Source organism: Caballeronia catudaia (assembly GCF_001544755.2).
Taxonomy (GTDB): domain Bacteria; phylum Pseudomonadota; class Gammaproteobacteria; order Burkholderiales; family Burkholderiaceae; genus Caballeronia; species Caballeronia catudaia.
In genome coordinates this window covers 39,904-59,606 of sequence record NZ_FCOF02000014.1, presented here as the reverse complement: position 1 = coordinate 59,606, position 19,703 = coordinate 39,904, and the positions used below count along the sequence as shown (strand labels likewise).

Genomic DNA, 19,703 nt, shown 5'->3' with positions numbered 1-19,703 from the left:
CGCGGCGACACGCATGCATTCAATCGATGGGAGAACGATGATGTTGAACACTTATGCGCGACACCAGGTCGATACGCCCCACCGCATCGTCATCGTGGGCGGCGGCGCGGCCGGGCTCGAGCTCGCGACGCGGCTCGGCAATGGTCCGGGCAAGCGGCGCCGGGCCGAAGTCATCCTCATCGACCGCTTTCCGACGCACTTCTGGAAGCCGCTCCTGCATGAAGTCGCTTCAGGCCAGATCGACGCGGCCAGTCATCAGATCGATTACGCGGCGCACGCGAAATGGAACCACTTCCGCTTCGAACAGGGCGCGCTGTCGGGCATTGATCGGGGCCGCCGCGAGATCGTCATCGACGAGACAACCGATGTCGATGGCCGCCCGCTTTTGCCGCGCCGGACGCTCCAGTTCGATACGCTCGTGCTCGCGCTCGGCAGCGTCACCAATTTCTTTTCGATTCCGGGTGCGAACGAGCATGCGCTGACGCTCGAAACCGTGGATCAGGCGGAGACCTTCAGGCGGCGTCTGCTGTCGAGCCTGCTGCGTTCGGGCCATGACGCCGTCAAGACGCCCGTGTCGGTGACGGTGATCGGCGGCGGCGCGACCGGCGTCGAGCTGGCCGCCGCGCTGCGCGGGTCCGCGGAAATGCTGCGCGACTATCATCTCGCCTCGCTCGATCCGTCCGACGATATCCGCATCCGCCTGCTCGAAGGCGCGCCGCGCGTGCTGCCCGCGTTGCCCGAGCGCATCTCGACGCGCGCGAAAGACGTGCTCGGCGGGCTCGGCGTCGACGTGCGGCTCGGCTGCCGCGTGCAGTCGGTGGAAGCGAACGCCGTCGTCACCGCCGATGGCGAAACGCTCGCGAGCGACATCACGATCTGGGCCGCGGGCGTCGAAGGACCGCCCGTGTTGCGCACGCTCGAAGGCTTGCCGTTAAACCGGCTGGGACAGGTCATCGTCGATGGAAATCTGCAGATCGCGCCCGACTCAGGCATCTACGCGATGGGCGATTGCGCCGCGTGCGCCGCATCGAAAGGCGACGCGCTCGTGCCGCCGCGCGCGCAGGCCGCGTGCCAGCAAGCGGTCTATCTCGCCGATGCCCTCACGCGGCGTCTCGACGGTCGAGCCGTGCAGGACTTCTCATATCGCGATCAGGGCACGCTCATTTCGTTCGGACGCGCGGGCGCGGCGGGCGCGCTGATGAGCGAGCTGCTGCGCGGGCCGCTGTTCGTCGACGGATGGATCGCGGCGTCGGCCTACCGGCATCTTTATCGCAGGCACATCATGGGGCTGACGGGCGTCAAGCGCGCGGCGATGTACGCGGCGAGCCAATGGCTGCGCGAACGCGTGCGCCCCACGGTGAAGCTGAACTGACGGCAGTTCAGGAGCGCGCGCGTCCCGACACGAGACATTGCGACCGGGACGCGTCGCGCTGGCTGCTCGCGGCGGCGTGGCTGAAGCCCTTGGCGAGCGCGTCGAATTCGATCTGCGCGGCGCGCTCGACGCACGACGCCGCCGCGACTTCGCTTCCCTGAGCGTGGAGCGTCGCGCGGTCGGCGACGAGGTACGCGACGAGCGCCAGAACGGTGGCCTTGAATATCTTCTGCATGCGTGTCTCCTTGCGTTCTAGGCTAAGGGCCAGCCGGCTCAAGGCAAATCAGGGCAAGCCCGGAGCGAACGAACGGTTTTATTCACTCCGACGCCTTCGCCCGGCAAAAGCCGTGGAAATGTCAATCCCGCCGCGCACAATGAATTTGATGCGCCGCAAATCCCCCAAAATCTTTTCTTTGAGTTATTCTCGTTAACCCTTAGGTTGCGCCCGGTCTGAGACTATCCGCGCGACCGTCCTGTCTTACATTCCACTGTCATCGCGCAATGTTTTCGCAAGCACGCTCATCGCGTGCCGGCCGCGCTTTGCTTTCGATTTCGACCGAACCCATGCATCTGCCGTCAGTCCTCAGCTTTCTCATCTGGATTCCCGTGGTGTCAGGCATCTTCGTGCTGACGTTCAGCCCGTCCGCGACGCTCGCGCGCGCGGCCGCCCTGTTCGGCGCGGTGCTCGGCGCGCTGCCGCTCGTGCCGCTCGTCGCGCACTTCGACGCTGCCTCGGGCGCGATGCAGTTCGTCGAGCGCGTTGAATGGCTGCCGCAGTTCGGCATCGCGTATCACCTCGGTGTCGATGGCATTTCGCTGTGGTTCACCGTGCTGACGGCGGTGACGACGCTCATCGTCTTCATCGCGTCGTGGCAGTCGGTCACGAAGCAGGTCGCGCAGTATTACGGCGCGTTTCTCGTGCTCTCGGGCTGCATGCAGGGCGTGTTCGCCTCGCTCGACGGCATGCTGTTCTTCGTGTTCTTCGAGGCGTCGCTGATTCCGCTGTATCTGCTCATCGGCACGTGGGGCGGCGGCGAGCGGCGCGTCTACGCGGCCATCCGCTACTTCTTCTTCTCGCTGCTCGGCTCGCTCGCGATGCTCGCCGCGCTGATCTATCTGTGGTCGCAGGCGCATACCTTCGACATCGACGCATGGCGCCATCTCGAACTTGGCTTCGCGCCGCAGATCGCGATCTTCGTCTGTTTCCTCGCGGCCTTCTCCGTCAAGGTGCCGATGTGGCCGGTCCACACCTGGCTGCCCGACGTCAACGCAGAAGGGCCGACTGGCGCGGCGGTGCTGCTCGGCATGCTGAAGATCGGCGGCTACGGGATGCTCCGCTACGTACTGCCGATCGTGCCCGACGCCGCGCATTTCTTCGCCCCGGCGATGATCGCGCTGTCGCTCGTCGCGGTCATCTACGGCAGTCTCGTCGCGCTCGCGCAGACGGACATGCGCAAGCTGCTCGCGTACTCGGCCGTCGCGCACATGGGGCTCGTCACGCTCGGCCTCTTCACCTTCGACCGCCTCGGCACCGAAGGCGCGGTCGTGCAGATGTTGTCGTACGGCATCGTGTCCGGCGCGATGCTGCTATGCACGGGCGTGCTGGTCGAGCGCACGAACAACGGTTCGATAGATGCCTACGGCGGCGTCGCCAACACGATGCCGAGGTTCGCCGCCTGCGCGATGCTGTTCTCGATGGCCAATGTCGGCTTGCCGGGCACGTCGGGTTTCGTCGGCGAATTTCTGGTGCTGATGGGCGCGATCCGCGTGAACTTCTGGATCGGCGCGGCGGCGGCATCGTCGCTGATTCTGAGCGCGGCCTATACGCTGTGGATGGTCAAGCGCGTGATCTTCGGCGCGGTGAAGAACGACCGCGTGGCGATGCTGCGCGATCTGGGCAAGCGCGAGTTCGCATTGTTCGGCGCGATGGCCGTGCTGGTGCTCGCGATCGGCGTGCATCCGAAGACGTTCACGGACGCGATGGGCCCGTCCGTCGAAAGCCTTCTGTCGGCGGCGCAAGGCTCGTCATTGCCCGCCGATGAAAACGCGCCGTCCTACGACGCCCATCACGTCACGGTCTCCGGGCGCACGCCAGGCTGACGCGCTCATCGCACCGCCGCGTGCCGGTGCACGAGCGGCAGGCGCACCTGAAACGTGGTCCCGCCTTCGTTGGCCACGACATTGAGCCGTCCGTCGTGGCGCAGCACCACCGTCCGGTACGCGATGTGCAGCCCGAGGCCATTGCCCTTGCCGGGCGGCTTCGTCGTGAAGAACGGCTCGAAGAGGCGCGGCAGGATATCGGCGGGAATGCCGTGGCCGGTGTCCGAAATCTCGATCACCGCGCAGTTGCCTTCCTGATGCGAGCGGATCGTGAGCTCGCCGCTTTCGTCCATTGCGTCGATGGCGTTGTCGATCAGGTTGGTCCACACCTGATTCATCTCGCTGCCGTACACCGGCACGGGCGGCAGCGCGCGATCGTAGTCCCGCTTCACGACGACGCCATGCTTCAGGCGATGCTGCATGATCGTCAACGTATCCTCGATGCCGCTGTGAATGTCGACTTCCTGCAGCGGCGCCTGATCCATGTAGGAATACGACTTCATCGCCTTCACGATCTCGGAGATGCGCCCGGCGCCGAGCCACGTCTGCTCCGACAGAAAGCGCATCTCGAAGGTCGCCGCGAGCCAGCGCACGCCCGCGACGAACTGATCGCGGCTCGCGCGCTGCGCCACGGCCTCCAGCTCGTCGGGCGCAAAGCCCGCCGCCACGAGCCGCGGCGCGATGAGCCAGGGCTTCTCGAATCCATACGATGAGAGCCACTGCGCGAAACGGTCTTCCGCCTCGCTCTGCCGCAATGCGCCCTGCGGCGTGGCGTCGATGGCGGGCGGCGCGCGGCTCGCCCAGGCGTCGAGCGTATTCATGATCTCAGCGGGCATCGCGCTCAGGACGAGCGCGCGCGTCGCGCGATGCAGGCTGTCGAGCGCATCGCGCATGCCGTCCGCCGCGCGCGACACCGCCGCCGCCGGATTGTTCAGCTCATGCGCGAGCCCTGCCGATAGCCGTCCCAGCGCGGCAAGTTTTTCGCCGCTGAGAATGAACATGTCGTAGGCGCTGATGCGGCCGTACATCGAACGGAAGATCTGCTTGCTGAACGACTCGCATTCGTTCATCAGCGTGCGCACGACGCTCTCGGTCAGCGAGACGAGATAGCAATCCGTGTTCGCGGTGAAGGTGAGCGGCAGCGGCATGCCCGCGAGCAGCGAGGCCTCCGCCACCGATACCGGCGCGGTCCGCGTGTCGTCGATCACCTGACGGCCCGCGACGCGCTTCTCCGTCAGCAGCTCGCCCTCGAGCAGAATGTAGTGATGCGTCACCGTCTGCCCTTCGCGCATCAGAACGTCGCCCTTCTTCAGCCGATGCTCGCTCAGATTCGCGCGCAGCCAAACCTTCCGCTCGGCCGACAATCCCGCAAAAAGCGGCATCTCGAAGAGCATCGATGGATCGCTCATGGGTTGGCGAGATATTGATGAATGAAGTGCACCGCGATCGAACCCTCGCCGACCGCCGCGGCGACGCGCTTGACCGAATCGGCGCGCACGTCGCCCGCCGCGAAGACGCCGGGCACGCTCGTTTCAAGCAGGAACGGGTCGCGGCCGGGCTCCCATCCCGCGGGCGCGCGCCCGCCTTTCACGAGCGCGCGGCCCGTCAGCAGAAAACCGTGCTCGTCGCGCTCCACCACGCCGCGCAGCCATTCCGTGCACGGCGCCGCGCCGATGAACACGAAAAGCCCGCTCGCCGGCACCGTTTCCGAACGCCCGGTCTGCAGGTCGCGCAGCGTGATCTCCGCGAGATGGCCATCGCCGCTCACGCTTTCGACTTCCGTATGCGGCCGGACATGGATGTTCTCCGTCTCGTGAATCTGCTCGACGAGATAATGCGACATGCCCACGCTCAACGATGGCCCGCGGCACAGGATCGTGACCGAGCGCGCGTACTTCGACAGAAACATCGCGCCCTGCCCGGCCGAATTCGCGCCGCCCACGATAAACAGATCCTGCTTCGAGCACGCGACCGCTTCCACCAGCGCCGCGCCGTAGTACACGCCCGCGCCGGTGAGCTCGTGCATGCCGCGCGCTTCCAGCTTGCGATACGACACGCCGCTCGCGACCATCAGCGCGAGACAGCTCACCTCGGAGCCATCGGAGAGCTTGACGAACTTGTACGGCGGCTCGATGCGCAATCCCACCGCGTGCTGCGTGAGGATCATCTCGGCGCCGAAGCGCCGCGCCTGCGCGAGCGCGCGCCTCGAAAGATCCGCGCCGCTCACGCCGGACGGAAAGCCGAGATAGTTGTCGATATGCGAGCTCGTGCCCGCCTGGCCGCCGGGCGCATCGCACTCGATGATCGCGACATGCAGCCCCTCCGATGCGCCATACACGGCCGCCGCCAGTCCCGCCGGCCCGCCGCCGACGATGACGAGATCGTAGAAAGGCGTCGTCGAGCGCGTGTGCAGCCCGACTTTTTCAGCGATTTGCGCGATCGTCGGACGGCTTTGCACGGAGCCGTCCTCGAACACGACGACGGGCAACTGACGCTGGCCCGGGGCAAGCGCATTCAGCAGCGGATCGGCCTCGGCGTGCCGCTCGACATCGAACCAGCGGAACGGAATGTGATTGCGCGCCATGAAATCGCGCAACTGATGCCCTTGCGGCGACCAGCGATGATCGAGAATGCGGATGCCCTGAAACGCCGAGCGCGACGACGCGTGCCAGTCGGCGAGCAGATCGTCGAGCGCGGGATAGAAGTTCTGCTCGGGCGGATGCCACGGCTTGAGCAGATATTGATCGAGATGCACCGTGTTGATCGCGCGGATGGCGGCATCGGTGTCGGCGTAAGCGGTCAGCAGCACGCGCTTGGCCTCGGGAAACAGTTCGATGGCCTGTTCGAGGAACTCGATGCCGCTCATTTTCGGCATGCGCTGATCCGCGATGAAAAGCGCCACGGAGCGATTCTGCAGGCGCAGATGCTGCGCTGCTTCGAGCGCCGCCGGACCCGAATCCATGCGCACGATCTGGTAGTGCTCGCCATACGCGACCTGCAGATCGCGCGCGACCGCGCCGGCCACGATGGGGTCGTCGTCGACGGCGAGGATCACGGGTTTGTCCATGATTATTCACGCGCCGGGCGTAGGGCGCGGCATACGTTGCAGACATTGTAGGCGCTATGACGGCGCAGGTTTCGCGCAGCTTGCATGCCTCACAGCACCGGGCCCGCGAGCCGCTCGCCGGCGTGCGTCTCGCCGCGCCGCCCCGCGAGCGGCAGCGAAACGCGAAAGACCGTTCCGCTCACATCCGATCGCACGCCGATCGTTCCGCCATGCCGGTTCACCACGATGCGGTACGCGATATGCAGACCGAGCCCGAGACTCGGGCCGTGCGCATGGAGCGCGGATCGAGCCTGTCGTTTCAGTGTAGGCAATCCGTGCGCTGGAACGCCGACCGGCCTCGCGGACCGGCTGCACTATCGCAATTGCGCGACTTTCAGCAAAAATCGAAGAGCGCAGCTAACATTTAACCGTTTACGGACGCACGCCGCCCCGCATCGCCTGTTCCGAAATTTGAAATGCAGTCGCCCGATATGCAGTCAATGGAGGCCTGGAGATGAACAAGAAGAATTCCGCAGCCGTCTGGATTCTGGTCGCGATGGTCATCGGCATCGGCGTGGGCTACATGATCTTCACGAGTTTTCCCGACAAGAAGAGCGCCACCGAAATCGCGGGTTACATCTCGCTCGTGTCGGACGTCTTTCTGCGGCTCATCAAGATGCTGATCGGGCCGCTCGTGTTTTCCACGCTGGTCGTCGGCATTGCGCACATGGGCGACGCGGCGTCGGTCGGGCGCGTGTTCGCCAAGGCGCTGGGCTGGTTCGTCACCGCCTCGCTCATTTCGCTGCTGCTCGGGCTGGTGATGTCGAACCTGCTGAAGCCCGGCGACAACCTCGGGCTGCCGCTACCCGACATCGGCGCGTCGGCGAATCTCGCGACATCGAAGTTCACGCTGAAGGACTTCGTCAGCCACATGGTGCCGCGCTCGTTCGCCGAAGCGATGACCAACAACGAGATCCTGCAGATCGTCGTGTTCTCGATGTTCTTCGGCGTCGCGCTCGCCGCGCTCGGCGACAAGGGCAAGATCCTGCTCGCCGCGATCGATCAGCTCTCGCACGTCATGCTGAAGATAACCGGCTACGTGATGAAGCTCGCGCCGCTGGCCGTGTTCGCCGCGATGGCCGCGACCGTCGCGGTCAACGGCCTCACGATCCTGCTCAAGTTCGCCGTCTTCATGGCCGACTTCTATCTCAGCCTGTTCCTGCTGTGGGGGCTGCTCGTGCTCGCGGGCTTCCTGTTTCTCAAACGACGCGTCTTCAGGCTGCTGTCGCTCATCAAGGAAGCGTTCATGCTCTCGTTCGCGACCGCCAGCTCCGAAGCCGCGTATCCGAAGATTCTCGACGCGCTCGACCGCTTCGGCGTGAAGCGCAAGATCTCCAGCTTCGTGATGCCGATGGGATATTCCTTCAACCTCGACGGCTCGATGATGTACTGCACCTTCGCGACGCTGTTCATCGCGCAGGCGTACAACATCCATCTGCCGCTCAGCACGCAGATCACGATGCTCCTGATCCTGATGCTGACGTCGAAGGGCATGGCGGGCGTGCCGCGCGCGTCGCTGGTCGTCATCGCGGCCACGCTCAATCACTTCAACATTCCAGAGGCGGGCCTGCTGCTGATTCTGGGTGTCGACACGTTCCTCGACATGGGCCGTTCCGCGACGAACGCCGTGGGCAATTCGATCGCGAGCGCGGTGGTCGCGAAGTGGGAAGGCGAGTTGCTGTCGGAGTCTGACGCGGCAGCGAATGCGGCGCGCATCGAGGCCGAACAGGACGCCTCGCTTGCGCACCCGGCGCAAGTCTGACGGAGGCGAGCCATGAAGACGCAGCGCTTCTGGACGGCGCTGGCGATGGCGAGCCTCGTCGCCATCGCCAGCGGCGCGCGGGCCGAAGACGTGCATACGCCCGCACCCGACAACGACGCCTACGCGCCCGCCGCGCTGACCGGCACGCTGGCGAAGGCGCGCGATACGGGCGCCATCGCGATCGGTTATCGCGATGCCTCCGTGCCGTTCTCCTATCTCGATGCGCGCAAGCAGCCCATCGGCTATTCGATCGAACTGTGCAAGGCGCTCGTCGCCGCGATCGGCAACGCGGTCCACAAGAACCTGAACATTCAGTGGGTGCCGGTCACGCCGGAAACGCGTATCGATGCGGTCGTCGATGGCCGCGTCGATCTGGAATGCGGCTCGACCACGAGCAATGTGGAGCGGCAAAAGCGCGTGGCCTTCTCGCCGATCTTCTTTGTCGCCGGCACCAAGGTGATGGTCAAGAAGGGCTCGCCGATCCGCTCGTTCCGCGATCTCGCGGGAAAGAACGTCGCGGTGACGGCGGGCACGACGAACGAGAAAGCCTTGCGCGATCTCGACAGGAAATTCGCACTCGGCATGCACTTGCAGGTCGTGCCGGATCATGCGGAAGGCTTCGCGCGCGTGGCGAGCGGCCAGGCCGATGCGTTCGCCACCGACGACGTACTGCTGTACGGCCTCATCGCCGAGAATGCCGCCAAGGGCGGCGCGTATCAGGTGATCGGCGATTATCTGTCGTACGACCCGTACGGCATCATGTACCGCAAGAACGATCCGCAACTCGCGCAAGTGGTGAGGGACACGTTTCAGCAGCTCGCCGCCGATGGCGAAATCGAGCGGCAATACAAGCGCTGGTTCCTGCAACGTCTGCCGTCCGGCAAGAGCCTCGACATGCCGATGAGCGCGCAGCTCGAAAGCATCATCGAAACGATGGCGGGCGGGGAGTCTCAGTGACGCCTCACCAAAGCGCTAGTCCTGGATGAGTTGCCGCACGCGCGCTGCGAGCGTTTCGATCGCGAACGGCTTGGTCAGCACCTGCATGCCGGGTTCGAGCCGCCCGTTGCCGATCACCGAATTTTCCGCGTAGCCGGTGATGAACAGCACCTTCAGGCCGGGACGCGCCTGCCGCGCCGCATCGGCCATCTGGCGGCCGTTCATGCCGCCGGGAAGGCCGACATCGCTGATCAGCAGGTCGATCCGCACGTTCGATTGCAGCAGCTTCAGGCCCGCGACGCTGTCGGCTGCTTCAATCACCGCGTAGCCGGCTTCTTCGAGCACATCGGTGACGAGCATGCGCACGCTCGGTTCATCGTCGACGATCAGCACGGTCTCGCCCGCTTCGCTGCCCGAAATGGGCGGCGCGGCGTGATGCGCGGCTTCGCCATCGGCATCGCCGTAGAAGCGCGGCAGATAGATGCACACGGTCGTGCCCTGCCCGACTTCGGAGTAGATCCGCACTTGCCCGCCGGACTGCTTCGCGAAGCCGTAGATCATCGAGAGGCCGAGACCGGTGCCCATGCCGATCGGCTTCGTGGTGAAGAACGGGTCGAACACCTTCGCCATGACGTCGCGCGTCATGCCGGTGCCGGTATCCGTCACGCACAGCGACAGGAACTGGCCTTCGGGCATGTCGAGGGTCCGGGCCGCGTGCCGGTCGATCCACTTGTTGGCCGTCTCGATCGTGATGCGCCCGCCGTCGGGCATCGCGTCGCGTGCGTTGATGCACAGGTTCAGCAGCGCGTTTTCGAGCTGGCCCGAATCGACGAGCGCGGGCCACGAACCCGCCGCGCCGACTGCCTCGACCCTGATGCCCGGCCCGACCGTGCGCTGGATCAGATCGGTCATGCCGTTGACGAGCGCGTTGACATCGGTGGGACGCGGATCGAGCGTCTGACGTCGTGAGAACGCGAGCAGCCGATGCGTCAGCCCCGCGGCGCGGCGCACCGCTCCTTGCGCGGCGACGACGTATTTATCGACATCGGCGACGCGCCCCTGACTCAAGCGGATGCTCAGCAATTGCAGCGAGCCCGACACGCCCGCGAGCAGATTGTTGAAGTCATGCGCGAGGCCACCGGTGAGCTGGCCGACCGCTTCCATCTTCTGCGACTGCCGTAACTGCTCTTCCGCGCGCATGAGTTCGGCGGTGCGCTCGGCGACGCGCTGCTCCAGCGTCTCGTTGAGCGCACGCAGCGATGCCGCCGCGCGATCGCGCTCCTCCTCCGCCTTCCTGCGCGCGGAAATATCGCGAAAGAGCACGGACACCTGGCGCAGGCTCGGCGGCTCGACGCGCGCCGCCGACACTTCGATATGCCGCGCCGCCGTCAGAAAGTAACGCTCGAAGCGCGCGGGCGCACCGGTGCGCAGCACCGCGCCGTAGAGATCGATCCATCGGTCGGCGTCGGTCGGATCGATATCACGCAGCGTCTTGCCGACGACATCGCGAATGCCCGTATGCCGCTCGTAACCCGAATTGGCTTCGATGTGAACGTAATCGCTGAGCGGTCCGTGCGGACCGTCGAAGAATTCGATGATGCAGAAGCCGTCGTCGATCGTATCGAACAGCGCGCGGTAACGCGCGAGAGCGGACGGGCGGGCGGCGTCGAAATCGGGTGCATCGTTCATCGGTGGATTCTTGTTGAGCGCGTGTGCAGGGCACGGCGACGAGAGCTTACGTCAAACGTAGCACACGGTCACGCCACAACAATATCTACGATAAAAGACGAACTTTCGTCCACCGCATTCAGCGGATTTTCGACGAAATCACGCGGGACTCGACTGCATCACGCGGTTGCGTCCGGATGCCTTCGCGTCGTAGAGCGCTTCATCGGCGGCGCGGATGAGCGCGCTCACGTCGTCGTCGCGTTCGGGCTGCCAGCTCGCGAGGCCGATGCTCGCCGTCACGCGGCCGAACTCGCTGCCCGCATGCTCGATCGACAGGTCGCTGATGGCCGCGCGAATCTTCTCCGCGATGCATGCCGCTCCGTCGGCGGACGTATCGGGCAACACGACGATGAACTCCTCGCCGCCATAGCGCGCGGCGGTATCGGCGGGCCGCCGGATGTTATCGCCGATGCAGCGCGCGACGGCCGCGAGCGCATCGTCGCCGGCCTGATGACCGTAAGCGTCGTTGAAGGCCTTGAAGCGGTCGATATCGACGAACAGCAATGAAAAGAGACTGCGCGTGCGGCGCGCGCGGCGCCATTCCTGATCGAGAATCTCGCCGAGCGTGCGGCGATTGTGGAGACCCGTCAGGCCATCGGTGCGGGCGAGCAATTGCAACTCGGACTCCGCGCGCATGCGCCGCCTGAATTGCGCGGCGAGCACGAACGACAACGCGATGAAACCGATTGCGAGCACGCCCATCGACGAGCCGATGATGATCGCCCGCCGATGCCACGCCGCATAGATATCCTCTTCGCCCTCGGCGACCATGATGATGAGCGGCAGCGTCGGAAAATTGCGGAAGTAGTAGAGGCGCCGCCTGCCGTCGATGGACGATTTCTCGGCGAAGCTCCCTTGCTCGGCGGTGCGAAAGCGCTTGAACGTGTCGGCGTTGCTGATGTCGCGGCCGATCACCTTTGCGTCGAAGGGCTGACGCATGATCATGAGGCCGTCCTGCCCGATCAGCGACACGGCGCCGTGCGGCCCGAGCGAAAGGCCCGCGAAAAGATTGCGAAAGTATTCGAGGTTGACGGCGATCATCGCGACGCCCGCGAACGATCCGTCGGGATGCGAGAGCCTTCGGCTGAGCGCGATGCTGGGCGCACCGTCGCGCAAGCGCGACGCATACGGGCCGCTGATGAAAAGCCCGGTGTCGGGATGATCCCGCTGCGCCGTGAAGTACGCGCGGTCCGAGAAGTCGCCGGGCCTCGGCGTGAGACTGCCGGAATCGATGACGATTTTGCCGTTCGCATCGAGCACGAGGATGGATCCGAGATCGCGCGCGGTCGCGGCGCGATCGAACAGCACGTCGCTGCGCAGTCGTGGCGGCAAGGCCATGACATCGGCGCGTCGCACGCCTTCGACGACGGCCAGCAAGGAGAGTTCGTAAAGTTCGAAATTGCGCTCGATGTCGCGCTCGGCGAGCAGCGCCAGATTGCGCGACGTATCGCGTGCGCGATCGAGCGCGTCGATTCTGCCCTGATACAGCACCAGCCCGCACAGCGACACCATCGCGAGCGCGATGACAGTGCCGCATAACACGATGACACTCGGCGCGGAGAGCCGGCGGCGCGCAGGCGCCGGCGGGTTCAGACTCGGGTCGGAGAGTTTTTCGGTGGCCACTATTTGGAAATCCCGGATACTGGCTCGCGAGTTTATCTTTGCTCTGCACGGTCCTTGGGTCAGCGAGCTCGGCCGATATTCTCTCTCATTTGGCGGATTTGGGTGGGAAGACGGGGAATTGGGGGTTCCCGTCGCGGCATAACCAAGGCGCCTATCCCTCGAAATCGTAGCGCTTACGCTTCAGAAGATTTTTGGTTCGCTCGAGAACGGCGCAGTTCGGACACCATCTGCCTTTATTGATGTTGTGCGGCAATGCCTTCCAGACGTGTGCCAGATGGCACTTCCATTCGAGCTTTTCACTGCTGTGATTCACCTCGGTTGAAAGACACTCCCCGCCGCGTGATTTCGCAATCTCACGCAATCGTTCAATGGTGAGGGTCCGGCGTCCCAGATCGGCGCAACGCTTACACCACGTACCTTGCCATATACGTGCCGCGCTGGTTGTCCATTCATGTCCTTGAGCGCAGCGAAATGCATACTGCTTTTGAGAGCCGTCATAGACGGTGGACAGGCATTCACCGTTGCGCTGACGCGCGGCCTCCTGAAGGCGCTGCAAACCGTCCTTGAACAAGAGCGCTTCCCTAACCCGATCGCCGTGCTCCATGTGCGCGCACTTGGCACACCAACTGCCTTGCACGATGGTGTGCCCCGCCGCCTCCCAGCGATGCCCGCGCGCGCATTCGAACGGATAAAAAGCCATGGTTCCCATGTACACGTCGGCCAGACACCGTCCCCCTTTGTCCACCGCCATCGCTTGTAATCGCGCCAGACCACCCGTCTTGAGCTGGGCCTGCCTGCTCGCCTCTTGTGCGCATTGAGGACACCAACTGCCTTGACGAATGACGGTCCCAAGCGTCTCCCATTCATGCCCGCTCGCACAGCGCAGGCGATACTTTTCGCTGAGCCCGGTAAAGGCGCCAAGCAAGACTCCGCCGCGCGCATGAACAGTGTCGAGCCAACGCGCCCTGATTTCATCGGCCTGGCATTCCTCGCATCGGGGGACGCTCTTCGTGCCGCGCATTACATGGCTCGCGTGCCGTTTCAAACGGTGTCCCTTCGCACACTCGAAATCGTATTGCGTCTTCTCGCCCACCCATCCTTGCGAGACGCAACGCCAACCCAGCTCCGCTGCAATTTCCTGAAGTCGCCTGAGGTGCGGATGCGAGGAGTCGGCGCTCGCCCGCGCACGCGCCGAGGCGTAGCGCTGCGCGTTGTCCTGTCCCCGTTCGAGAATGGCGCACCTGGGGCACCACTGCCCGCTCGTCACATTGTTGGGATTGGCCTGCCACACATGCCCCATCCCGCACTGCCACGTCAGCTTGTCTTTGACATCATCTCGCTGCGACGAAAGACATTTTCCCCCACGCGCCTCGGCGATCTCCTGCAGCGTTTCGATGGGCGTGCGCTGTGCAAAATGCGCGCAGCGTGCGCACCACGAGCCCTGCCAGATCGCATTGGCCGTCTGCGTCCACTCGTGGCCAGCCGCACACCGAAACTGGTATTTCGCCCGCTGGTTGGTGTATTCACTCGATAGACATTCGCCACCATGCTTTCGTGCCGCATCGTGTAGCCTCTCGAGGCCGTATCGACAAGTGAGCGCTTTCGCCGCCCGAAGCCCAACTTCGGCGTCGGCGCATCGACGGCACCATGTCCTTCGGATGACCGCATTACCCGCCGCCTCCCATCGATGCCCCTTCGCGCATTCGAACAGATAGTGGTCATGCCCCGTCGTGTAGGTATCGGACAGACAGCGTCCGCCTCTTGAAGCGGCCACCGCTTGCAGTTTTTCCAAACCATCGCTGCGACGCCGAGCCAGTGACCTTTGCTCACAAGCGCATACCGGACACCATTTCCCGTTGCTCGTATGGATACCGAGTGTCTCCCACTCGTGACCGTTCGCGCAACGCAGGCGGTGGCGCTCGCTCAGTCCTTTGAAAGGACCCAGCATGACGCCGCCATGCGCGGCCACGTTTTCCAGGCAGCGCACGCGAATTGCATCGTCACGGCAAGCAACGCATCGCGGCATCCTATCCAGAAAAGCCGCGGCAACGCGCTCGCTGCGATGCCCACGCGCACATTCGAAGACGTAGAACGCTGCGCGGCCTGCCCATTCATGGGAGAGGCATCGCCAGCCAAGCTCCGTGGCCCGGGCGTGAAGCCTGGCCAGGTGCGGATTGGGTTCACAACGCGGATCTCTATTCATGACTTGCCCAACTTCGTATCTCACTCGGTTTCATAGCGGCGCCCGCCATGTCTTGCTGCGCGGCGATTCGATCGTGTGGATTTGACGCGTGAGCGCCAGGTGCATCGCGAAGGCGGTCGGCAACCCCAGATACAGGCGACGTTCGACGTATGGATCACGGTCACCCACGCGGTCGAGATTGAGCATGCGCGCCCGGTCCGGATGCGCGCGTGTGAACTCGCGCCCCGCCTCGCGCAGGTAGCGCATCTCGACTTCGTGGTAGTGCAGCACGGGATCGGGATGCTGGTCGGCATTCTGTTCGACGCCGGGCGTTTTATCGTTCTTCATTCAGATTCGCATGGTGACGCACACGGGCGTCACTTCATCGACGGCAGCGGTACGCCGAGCTTTTGTGCGGACGCGATGGCGCCCGGCGGCAGGGGCGGCGGTGTCGGTCCCGAAAGCTTCGATCCATCTTTCGCCGAGCTCGTCACGAAGATGCGCGCAGGCAGCGCGAAATGCCGCAACTGCAGCACGTCGAGCGGACCCGCGCCCGCCTCAGCGCGCAGTTGCACCGACAGCGGCAGGCTCGTGCCCTGCTCGGGCGTCCACGACAGCAGATAGCGCGCGTTGTCCTGCTGTTCGACCTTCGCGCGTTCCAGCAGGCGGATCAGTGCGAAACGGCCCTGCGCGTACATCGTCGAGCGCAGGCCCGCCTGCTCGGTCTGCCATTCGAGTTGCGCGTTGTTGTCGAGCGCCTGGCCCGGCCATTCGAACGGTATCCATTGCTCCATCTGGTTGAAGTAGTGCAATTGCTGGCCCGATGAGATGAACTTCATGTCCGTGATGCCCGGCGTGGGCACGCCGCGTAGCTCGAAGCGCACGCGGGCGTCGCCTGAGGGGAATAGCACCGTCGAGACTTGCGTGAGCTTGTTCAAGGCCGCGAGAAACGTCGGATCGAGTGCGAGCGTGCCTTGATTCGTGCCTTGCGCCGCGACCCACCGATCGCCTTGGCGCTTGACGACGCCCGCGAGTTCCGTCGCGACGAACTGCGCGATCAGGCCGTTGTCCGGGCGCATGAAGCGAGCCATGTCGGGCAACGACGCATCGTTGTCTGAATCGGCGAAGGGATAGCGTCCGCCGAAGGCGCGGTTCCAGTCAGCCACGACCGAGGTGCGCCAGATATCGTTCAGGCTCGACGACGCGGGCTGTACGACGACCTGCCACGTTTGATCCAGCGGCGCTTCGAACAGATGTCCGAAGCCCGACCACTGTTCGCCCAGACTCGCGGCGAGGCGGCTCGCGTAGTCGCGGCTGTCGGCGATATCCGAGGTCTTGCCTTGCAGCATCGCTTGAGCGGCCATGCGCGACACGGCGTCTGGGTCGGCGCTCGCCATCATCTGCTGCGTTTTGAGGCGCATGGCGGTCACGCGCTCCAGATAGCGTGGCAGGCTCAGGTCGCCTGTCTGCTGTTGTTGTGTTTTGGCGGTGTTGGCCACGTCGCTGCCCGTCAGACGCAGGATCGGGCCAAAGGCCGCGGCCAGCGGCGCAAGTTCGGCTTGAGTCTGCTTCGACGGGTCTTTTTCGTCCGTGCCCGCCCAGTGTTGTGCCTTCGCGATCAGGTTGTCCGAGAGCGACTGCGTCGAAGCGCCCGCGCTTGCCTGATAGACGATCGCGTTCATCAGCGCCACGAGCGGCGAGCGTTGCGGGTCGCCGAGCAACGTCAGTTGATCGACCGTGCCCGAGAGCGATGATGCGTTCTGCCAGCGGATGCTGTTCAGGAACTGGGCCCACGCGCGGGCGTAGTCGTCGAAGTAGCGCTGACGCAGTTCGGCCTTTAGCGTCGAAGGTGCGGTGTTGTCGATCTTGGCGTCGGACAGCACCCAGTCGCCCGTGACCGTGCGCTGCTCGCTCGCCTCATCAATCGCCTTCGGGATGCGCTCGTCCCATGCCGCGCGCGTGAAGACGCCGGGAACCGTGGCGGTCGTGTTGAATAGGCCGCGGCTTGGGTGGTCGCCCAGCAAGGTTGCGAGCGTGATCGGCGGATACTTCGGCTTCGCGTCCTCGATGATCTGCTGATAGATCTCATCCGTCGAGTTCTGGATGCCGCGCACGCCGATGATCGTCTGACGCGTGGAGGCGACAAGGGATACGTCCGGCGTGATGGCCGGTGCGGAGTCACGTTTGAGGTGGCTCGCGTAGAACGCGATCGCGTGCTGGCGTAGGTCTTCCCAGGTGCCAGGCGTCACGGACGAATTGTTGGGACGCGTCGGTGCGTTGGTCGCCAGCAGTTGCGCGGTCAGGAACGCCGGATCGGCGTGCTCAGGGTGCGCGAGCATCAGGTACGTCTTGAGCGTGTCGTACGCCGCCTGCACTTGCGCGTTGCCGCCGCTGGCGATCTCGGCGTCGGAGAGCGAGGCGAGTTGATTGAGACGTTCTTCGAGTTTGGCCTGAATCGGTGCGATCAGCACGCGCGAGGCTGCGCGCTGGTAGCCTGGTCGGAGCGCTTCCAGCAACTCGGCGTCATGGTTCAGCCCGAAACGCTCGAACCACGGCGCACCTTCCTTGCGATGCACTTCGAGCGTGTCGATCTGTTTGTCCAGGCTCTCGAGGGCCAGCACCGCTTGCGTCGTGTCTTGCACGGACGAGAATTTGGACAGCGTCGCCGACGCTTCCTGCATCGATGCGCGATTCGATACACCCGAAATGACGGTGCCGAGCGACCAGAGCGCAAGTACGGCGATCGCGATCCAGGCCGCTATCGTCGACAACGAGAAGCTCACTCGCCGGCCATGAACCTTGCGGCTGTGATCCGCGATGGTTTGCCAAACCGGATGCTGCACGTTCTGCTCGATGGCCGACGCGTTAATATCCGCATGACGGGCCAACTCCTCAGGCGTCTTGCCGATCGGAAGCGATGCAAACAGCAACCCTTGCACGGAACAACGCGCGAGATGCGATGCTCCCGCCTGCGTCACAAGGTCCACCAGCACCACCCGCAGACTCTCGATGTGCAGCGAAAGCGCTCCAAGGAAGCGATCGCGGGGATTGCCGGCAAGACGCACCACGCCGGTATCCGCCAGACGCGCCGCCAACGTTTGCAGCGTCCCGTTCAGTTCTGCCGGATTCACACGGGCCTCTCCCCATGTCTCACCGACCACGTCGAAGCTGCTCGATGCGTTGCGCCCTAGATCAAGCACGTTGAGCAAGTATGCGGGCGCGGCCCACCCGAGCGCACGGGCGTGACGAGCGAGCTTTTGCGCGATGGCTGGCCCATCGAACGATCGCGTTATTTGAGCGCTCGACTGTTCGATCGCCACCATTGCGTCAACGGGACGCCCCCGCCGAAGTTCACGAATTTGTTCGAGCCAGCTTGCGTCGAGCGAATCGCCGTTCTGTCTCGCATAAAGGAGGACAGTCGAACCGGCAACGGCGTAGCCGTTCTCAACCAAACCGGGCGTCATGCGTGCGACCACCCGCTCATCACCGACGATGGCAAGCCACCGGTCTCGATAGCGCCAACGTCGTCCGTGTCGGTCACGAAGCGTCAGTTCCAGTTTCTCGCGGCGCGATGACCCGAGATCGGCGGCGGTGACTTCAGTTGACTTCGCACGGGCGGAAGCCTCGCGTTCATGCTTTTTGGCGCCGTCACGCGCTGTACTACGTGCCACACGGCGCCATCCCCCAGTGAAATTCGCTCGCGCCACGAGTGCGAACGCGCCGATGGCACACACGTACATCACCCGCTTATAAGGTGATGGATCAATGCTGTCCCCGTTGTACCAGGCAAAGATCGCGCCGCTCACAGTGAGCGCGCCAGCCAGCAGCCAATAGCCGGAGATTTTTGAAAACTTCATACTTCGAATGGGAAAATAAGTTCAGGCGACCGGTTGAACGATCGAGAAACGAAGCGATGCATCGCGCCACGCCACAAGTTGTGGTCGATGCGTCCGTGCCGCGTGTTCGAGACTCAGCGCCAACGCAAGCCATGCCGAGGCACAGCCGCTTCGGCCGAGCGCGGCATCAACATCATGTATGCCGCTTAAGTCATCGGCCTTCGACACGCCGAGTTCGAGCGCCGATGAACCATTCAGCACAGTTGCCTTGTCCGCTTTATCGAGTCCGGCCTGCCACAGATCGGTGACGGCGTCATGTTTCGCACGGCCCCATTGCAGTGCGGTGGATAGCGGTCCGTTGATATCCTCGCCTGATACGTACACCGGACGATGCAGCGATCCGATGCATCCGATCCGCCGACGTGACGCAAGCTGCGGCCAGCCGATCAGCATCGCCACCGCCGCTTCGCCGCTGTTCTGAGGTGGCGAGTCATGCAGTTGCACAGCGACGAACAGCAGGAACTTCTCAAGCGTCGGGCCGCCCTGCTCATCGAGCCATTCGTCCAACGCCATCGCACCTTGATCGGGCGAAACGAGCACGGAATGGGCGGGGCGATTCATCGTCTCATCCCAACAGGTTTGCCAAGTCTGTTGCAATGCCATTTGATCGACATCGGCGGGTAGTTGCAGGCGCACACCGAAAGGCACATCGAATGGAACAGCTTCGATTGCCTTATTTACCGAAGCGATCACCCGCTTGAAGCACACGCGATAGCGACAAGGGTTCTCGTCGTTGCTCACCAATTCAAGCGCGGAGTGCCGAATCGCAGGCTTCCCGTCCAGCGTATCTTGCGCCTCGATCACGCTTTTGAGTTTCACGACATCGGCGGCTACGTGCTCGTTCTGAGTACCCGCTGCGCTCAGATACGCCAATGCCGTCACCGCGAGCGGCTCGCTCGCGAATTCAAGCGCTTTCTCGCGGTCCTCGCGCAAGACTTCCTCTTCCGCGTCCAGGCGCTCGTTCTCCTGATCGCGATACAGAAGGCGAAACCCGAGCG

14 protein-coding genes and 1 pseudogene are annotated in these 19,703 nt (G+C 64.1%); 5 read left to right on the top strand and 10 right to left on the bottom strand.

The genetic code is table 11. The features are described 5' to 3' along the window. Nucleotides 1–37: 37 nt before the first annotated feature. A complete protein-coding gene (locus AWB75_RS16975; protein WP_061125257.1) occupies nt 38–1,372 on the top strand; it encodes an NAD(P)/FAD-dependent oxidoreductase in 1,335 nt (444 codons plus the stop codon). 7 nt (nt 1,373–1,379) lie between these two features. On the opposite strand, the gene AWB75_RS16970 is transcribed toward AWB75_RS16975, so the two are convergent. After that, nucleotides 1,380–1,607, bottom strand: coding sequence for a hypothetical protein (locus AWB75_RS16970; protein ID WP_061125256.1), 228 nt, complete (start codon nt 1,605–1,607; stop codon nt 1,380–1,382). A 329-nt stretch (nt 1,608–1,936) separates the two neighbouring features. Between AWB75_RS16970 and AWB75_RS16965 the strand changes: the two genes are divergently transcribed. After that, complete coding sequence (locus AWB75_RS16965) at nt 1,937–3,472, top strand: NADH-quinone oxidoreductase subunit M (protein WP_061125354.1); 1,536 nt, start codon at nt 1,937–1,939, stop codon at nt 3,470–3,472. A gap of 5 nt (nt 3,473–3,477) precedes the next feature. Here the strand turns inward: AWB75_RS16965 and AWB75_RS16960 are convergent, their stop codons facing one another. The 3 genes from AWB75_RS16960 to AWB75_RS37080 all read right to left on the bottom strand — a co-directional run bounded on the left by AWB75_RS16960 (nt 3,478) and on the right by AWB75_RS37080 (nt 6,850). Continuing rightward, a complete protein-coding gene (locus AWB75_RS16960; RefSeq protein WP_061125255.1) occupies nt 3,478–4,881 on the bottom strand; it encodes an ATP-binding protein in 1,404 nt (467 codons plus the stop codon). Beyond that, a complete protein-coding gene (locus tag AWB75_RS16955; RefSeq protein WP_061125254.1) occupies nt 4,878–6,539 on the bottom strand; it encodes an FAD-dependent oxidoreductase in 1,662 nt (553 codons plus the stop codon). The genes AWB75_RS16960 and AWB75_RS16955 overlap by 4 nt, the downstream gene beginning before the upstream one ends. Nucleotides 6,540–6,628: 89 nt before the next feature. After that, a complete protein-coding gene (locus AWB75_RS37080) occupies nt 6,629–6,850 on the bottom strand; it encodes an ATP-binding protein (protein WP_327219217.1) in 222 nt (73 codons plus the stop codon). Between the two features lie 182 nt (nt 6,851–7,032). Between AWB75_RS37080 and AWB75_RS16950 the strand changes: the two genes are divergently transcribed. Both AWB75_RS16950 and AWB75_RS16945 read left to right on the top strand, forming a co-directional pair. Further along, nucleotides 7,033–8,340, top strand: a complete 1,308-nt coding sequence (locus tag AWB75_RS16950) for a dicarboxylate/amino acid:cation symporter (RefSeq protein ID WP_061125253.1) — start codon at nt 7,033–7,035, stop codon at nt 8,338–8,340. A 12-nt stretch (nt 8,341–8,352) separates the two neighbouring features. Beyond that, entirely contained in the window at nt 8,353–9,297 is a 945-nt protein-coding gene (locus tag AWB75_RS16945; protein ID WP_061125252.1) for an amino acid ABC transporter substrate-binding protein, read from the top strand. Between the two features lie 15 nt (nt 9,298–9,312). Here AWB75_RS16945 and AWB75_RS16940 read toward each other — a convergent pair whose 3' ends face one another. The 5 genes and pseudogenes from AWB75_RS16940 to AWB75_RS16915 form a co-directional block, all read right to left on the bottom strand. Further along, nucleotides 9,313–10,965 carry a response regulator gene (locus tag AWB75_RS16940; protein ID WP_061125251.1) on the bottom strand — a complete coding sequence of 551 codons (1,653 nt, stop codon included), beginning with the start codon at nt 10,963–10,965 and terminating at the stop codon, nt 9,313–9,315. A 138-nt stretch (nt 10,966–11,103) separates the two neighbouring features. Further along, the gene (locus AWB75_RS16935) at nt 11,104–12,627 is read right to left on the bottom strand and encodes a sensor domain-containing diguanylate cyclase (RefSeq protein ID WP_087086662.1); all 1,524 of its coding nucleotides are present in this window, start codon (nt 12,625–12,627) and stop codon (nt 11,104–11,106) included. Between the two features lie 151 nt (nt 12,628–12,778). Next, on the bottom strand, nt 12,779–14,419 hold the full coding sequence (locus AWB75_RS38535; protein WP_235012137.1) for a zinc-ribbon domain-containing protein: 1,641 nt from the start codon (nt 14,417–14,419) through the stop codon (nt 12,779–12,781). 549 nt (nt 14,420–14,968) lie between these two features. Then, nucleotides 14,969–15,157, bottom strand: a pseudogene (locus AWB75_RS16920) (type VI secretion system baseplate subunit TssF); the annotation flags it as partial. Between the two features lie 29 nt (nt 15,158–15,186). Further along, nucleotides 15,187–17,940, bottom strand: coding sequence for an ImcF-related family protein (locus tag AWB75_RS16915; RefSeq protein WP_235012136.1), 2,754 nt, complete (start codon nt 17,938–17,940; stop codon nt 15,187–15,189). 111 nt (nt 17,941–18,051) lie between these two features. On the opposite strand from AWB75_RS16915, the gene AWB75_RS38530 reads away from it, so the two are divergent. Next, complete coding sequence (locus tag AWB75_RS38530) at nt 18,052–18,384, top strand: hypothetical protein (RefSeq protein ID WP_235012135.1); 333 nt, start codon at nt 18,052–18,054, stop codon at nt 18,382–18,384. A 303-nt stretch (nt 18,385–18,687) separates the two neighbouring features. Here the strand turns inward: AWB75_RS38530 and AWB75_RS16910 are convergent, their stop codons facing one another. Beyond that, nucleotides 18,688–19,638, bottom strand: coding sequence for a hypothetical protein (locus AWB75_RS16910; RefSeq protein WP_235012134.1), 951 nt, complete (start codon nt 19,636–19,638; stop codon nt 18,688–18,690). Nucleotides 19,639–19,703 lie beyond the last annotated feature (65 nt).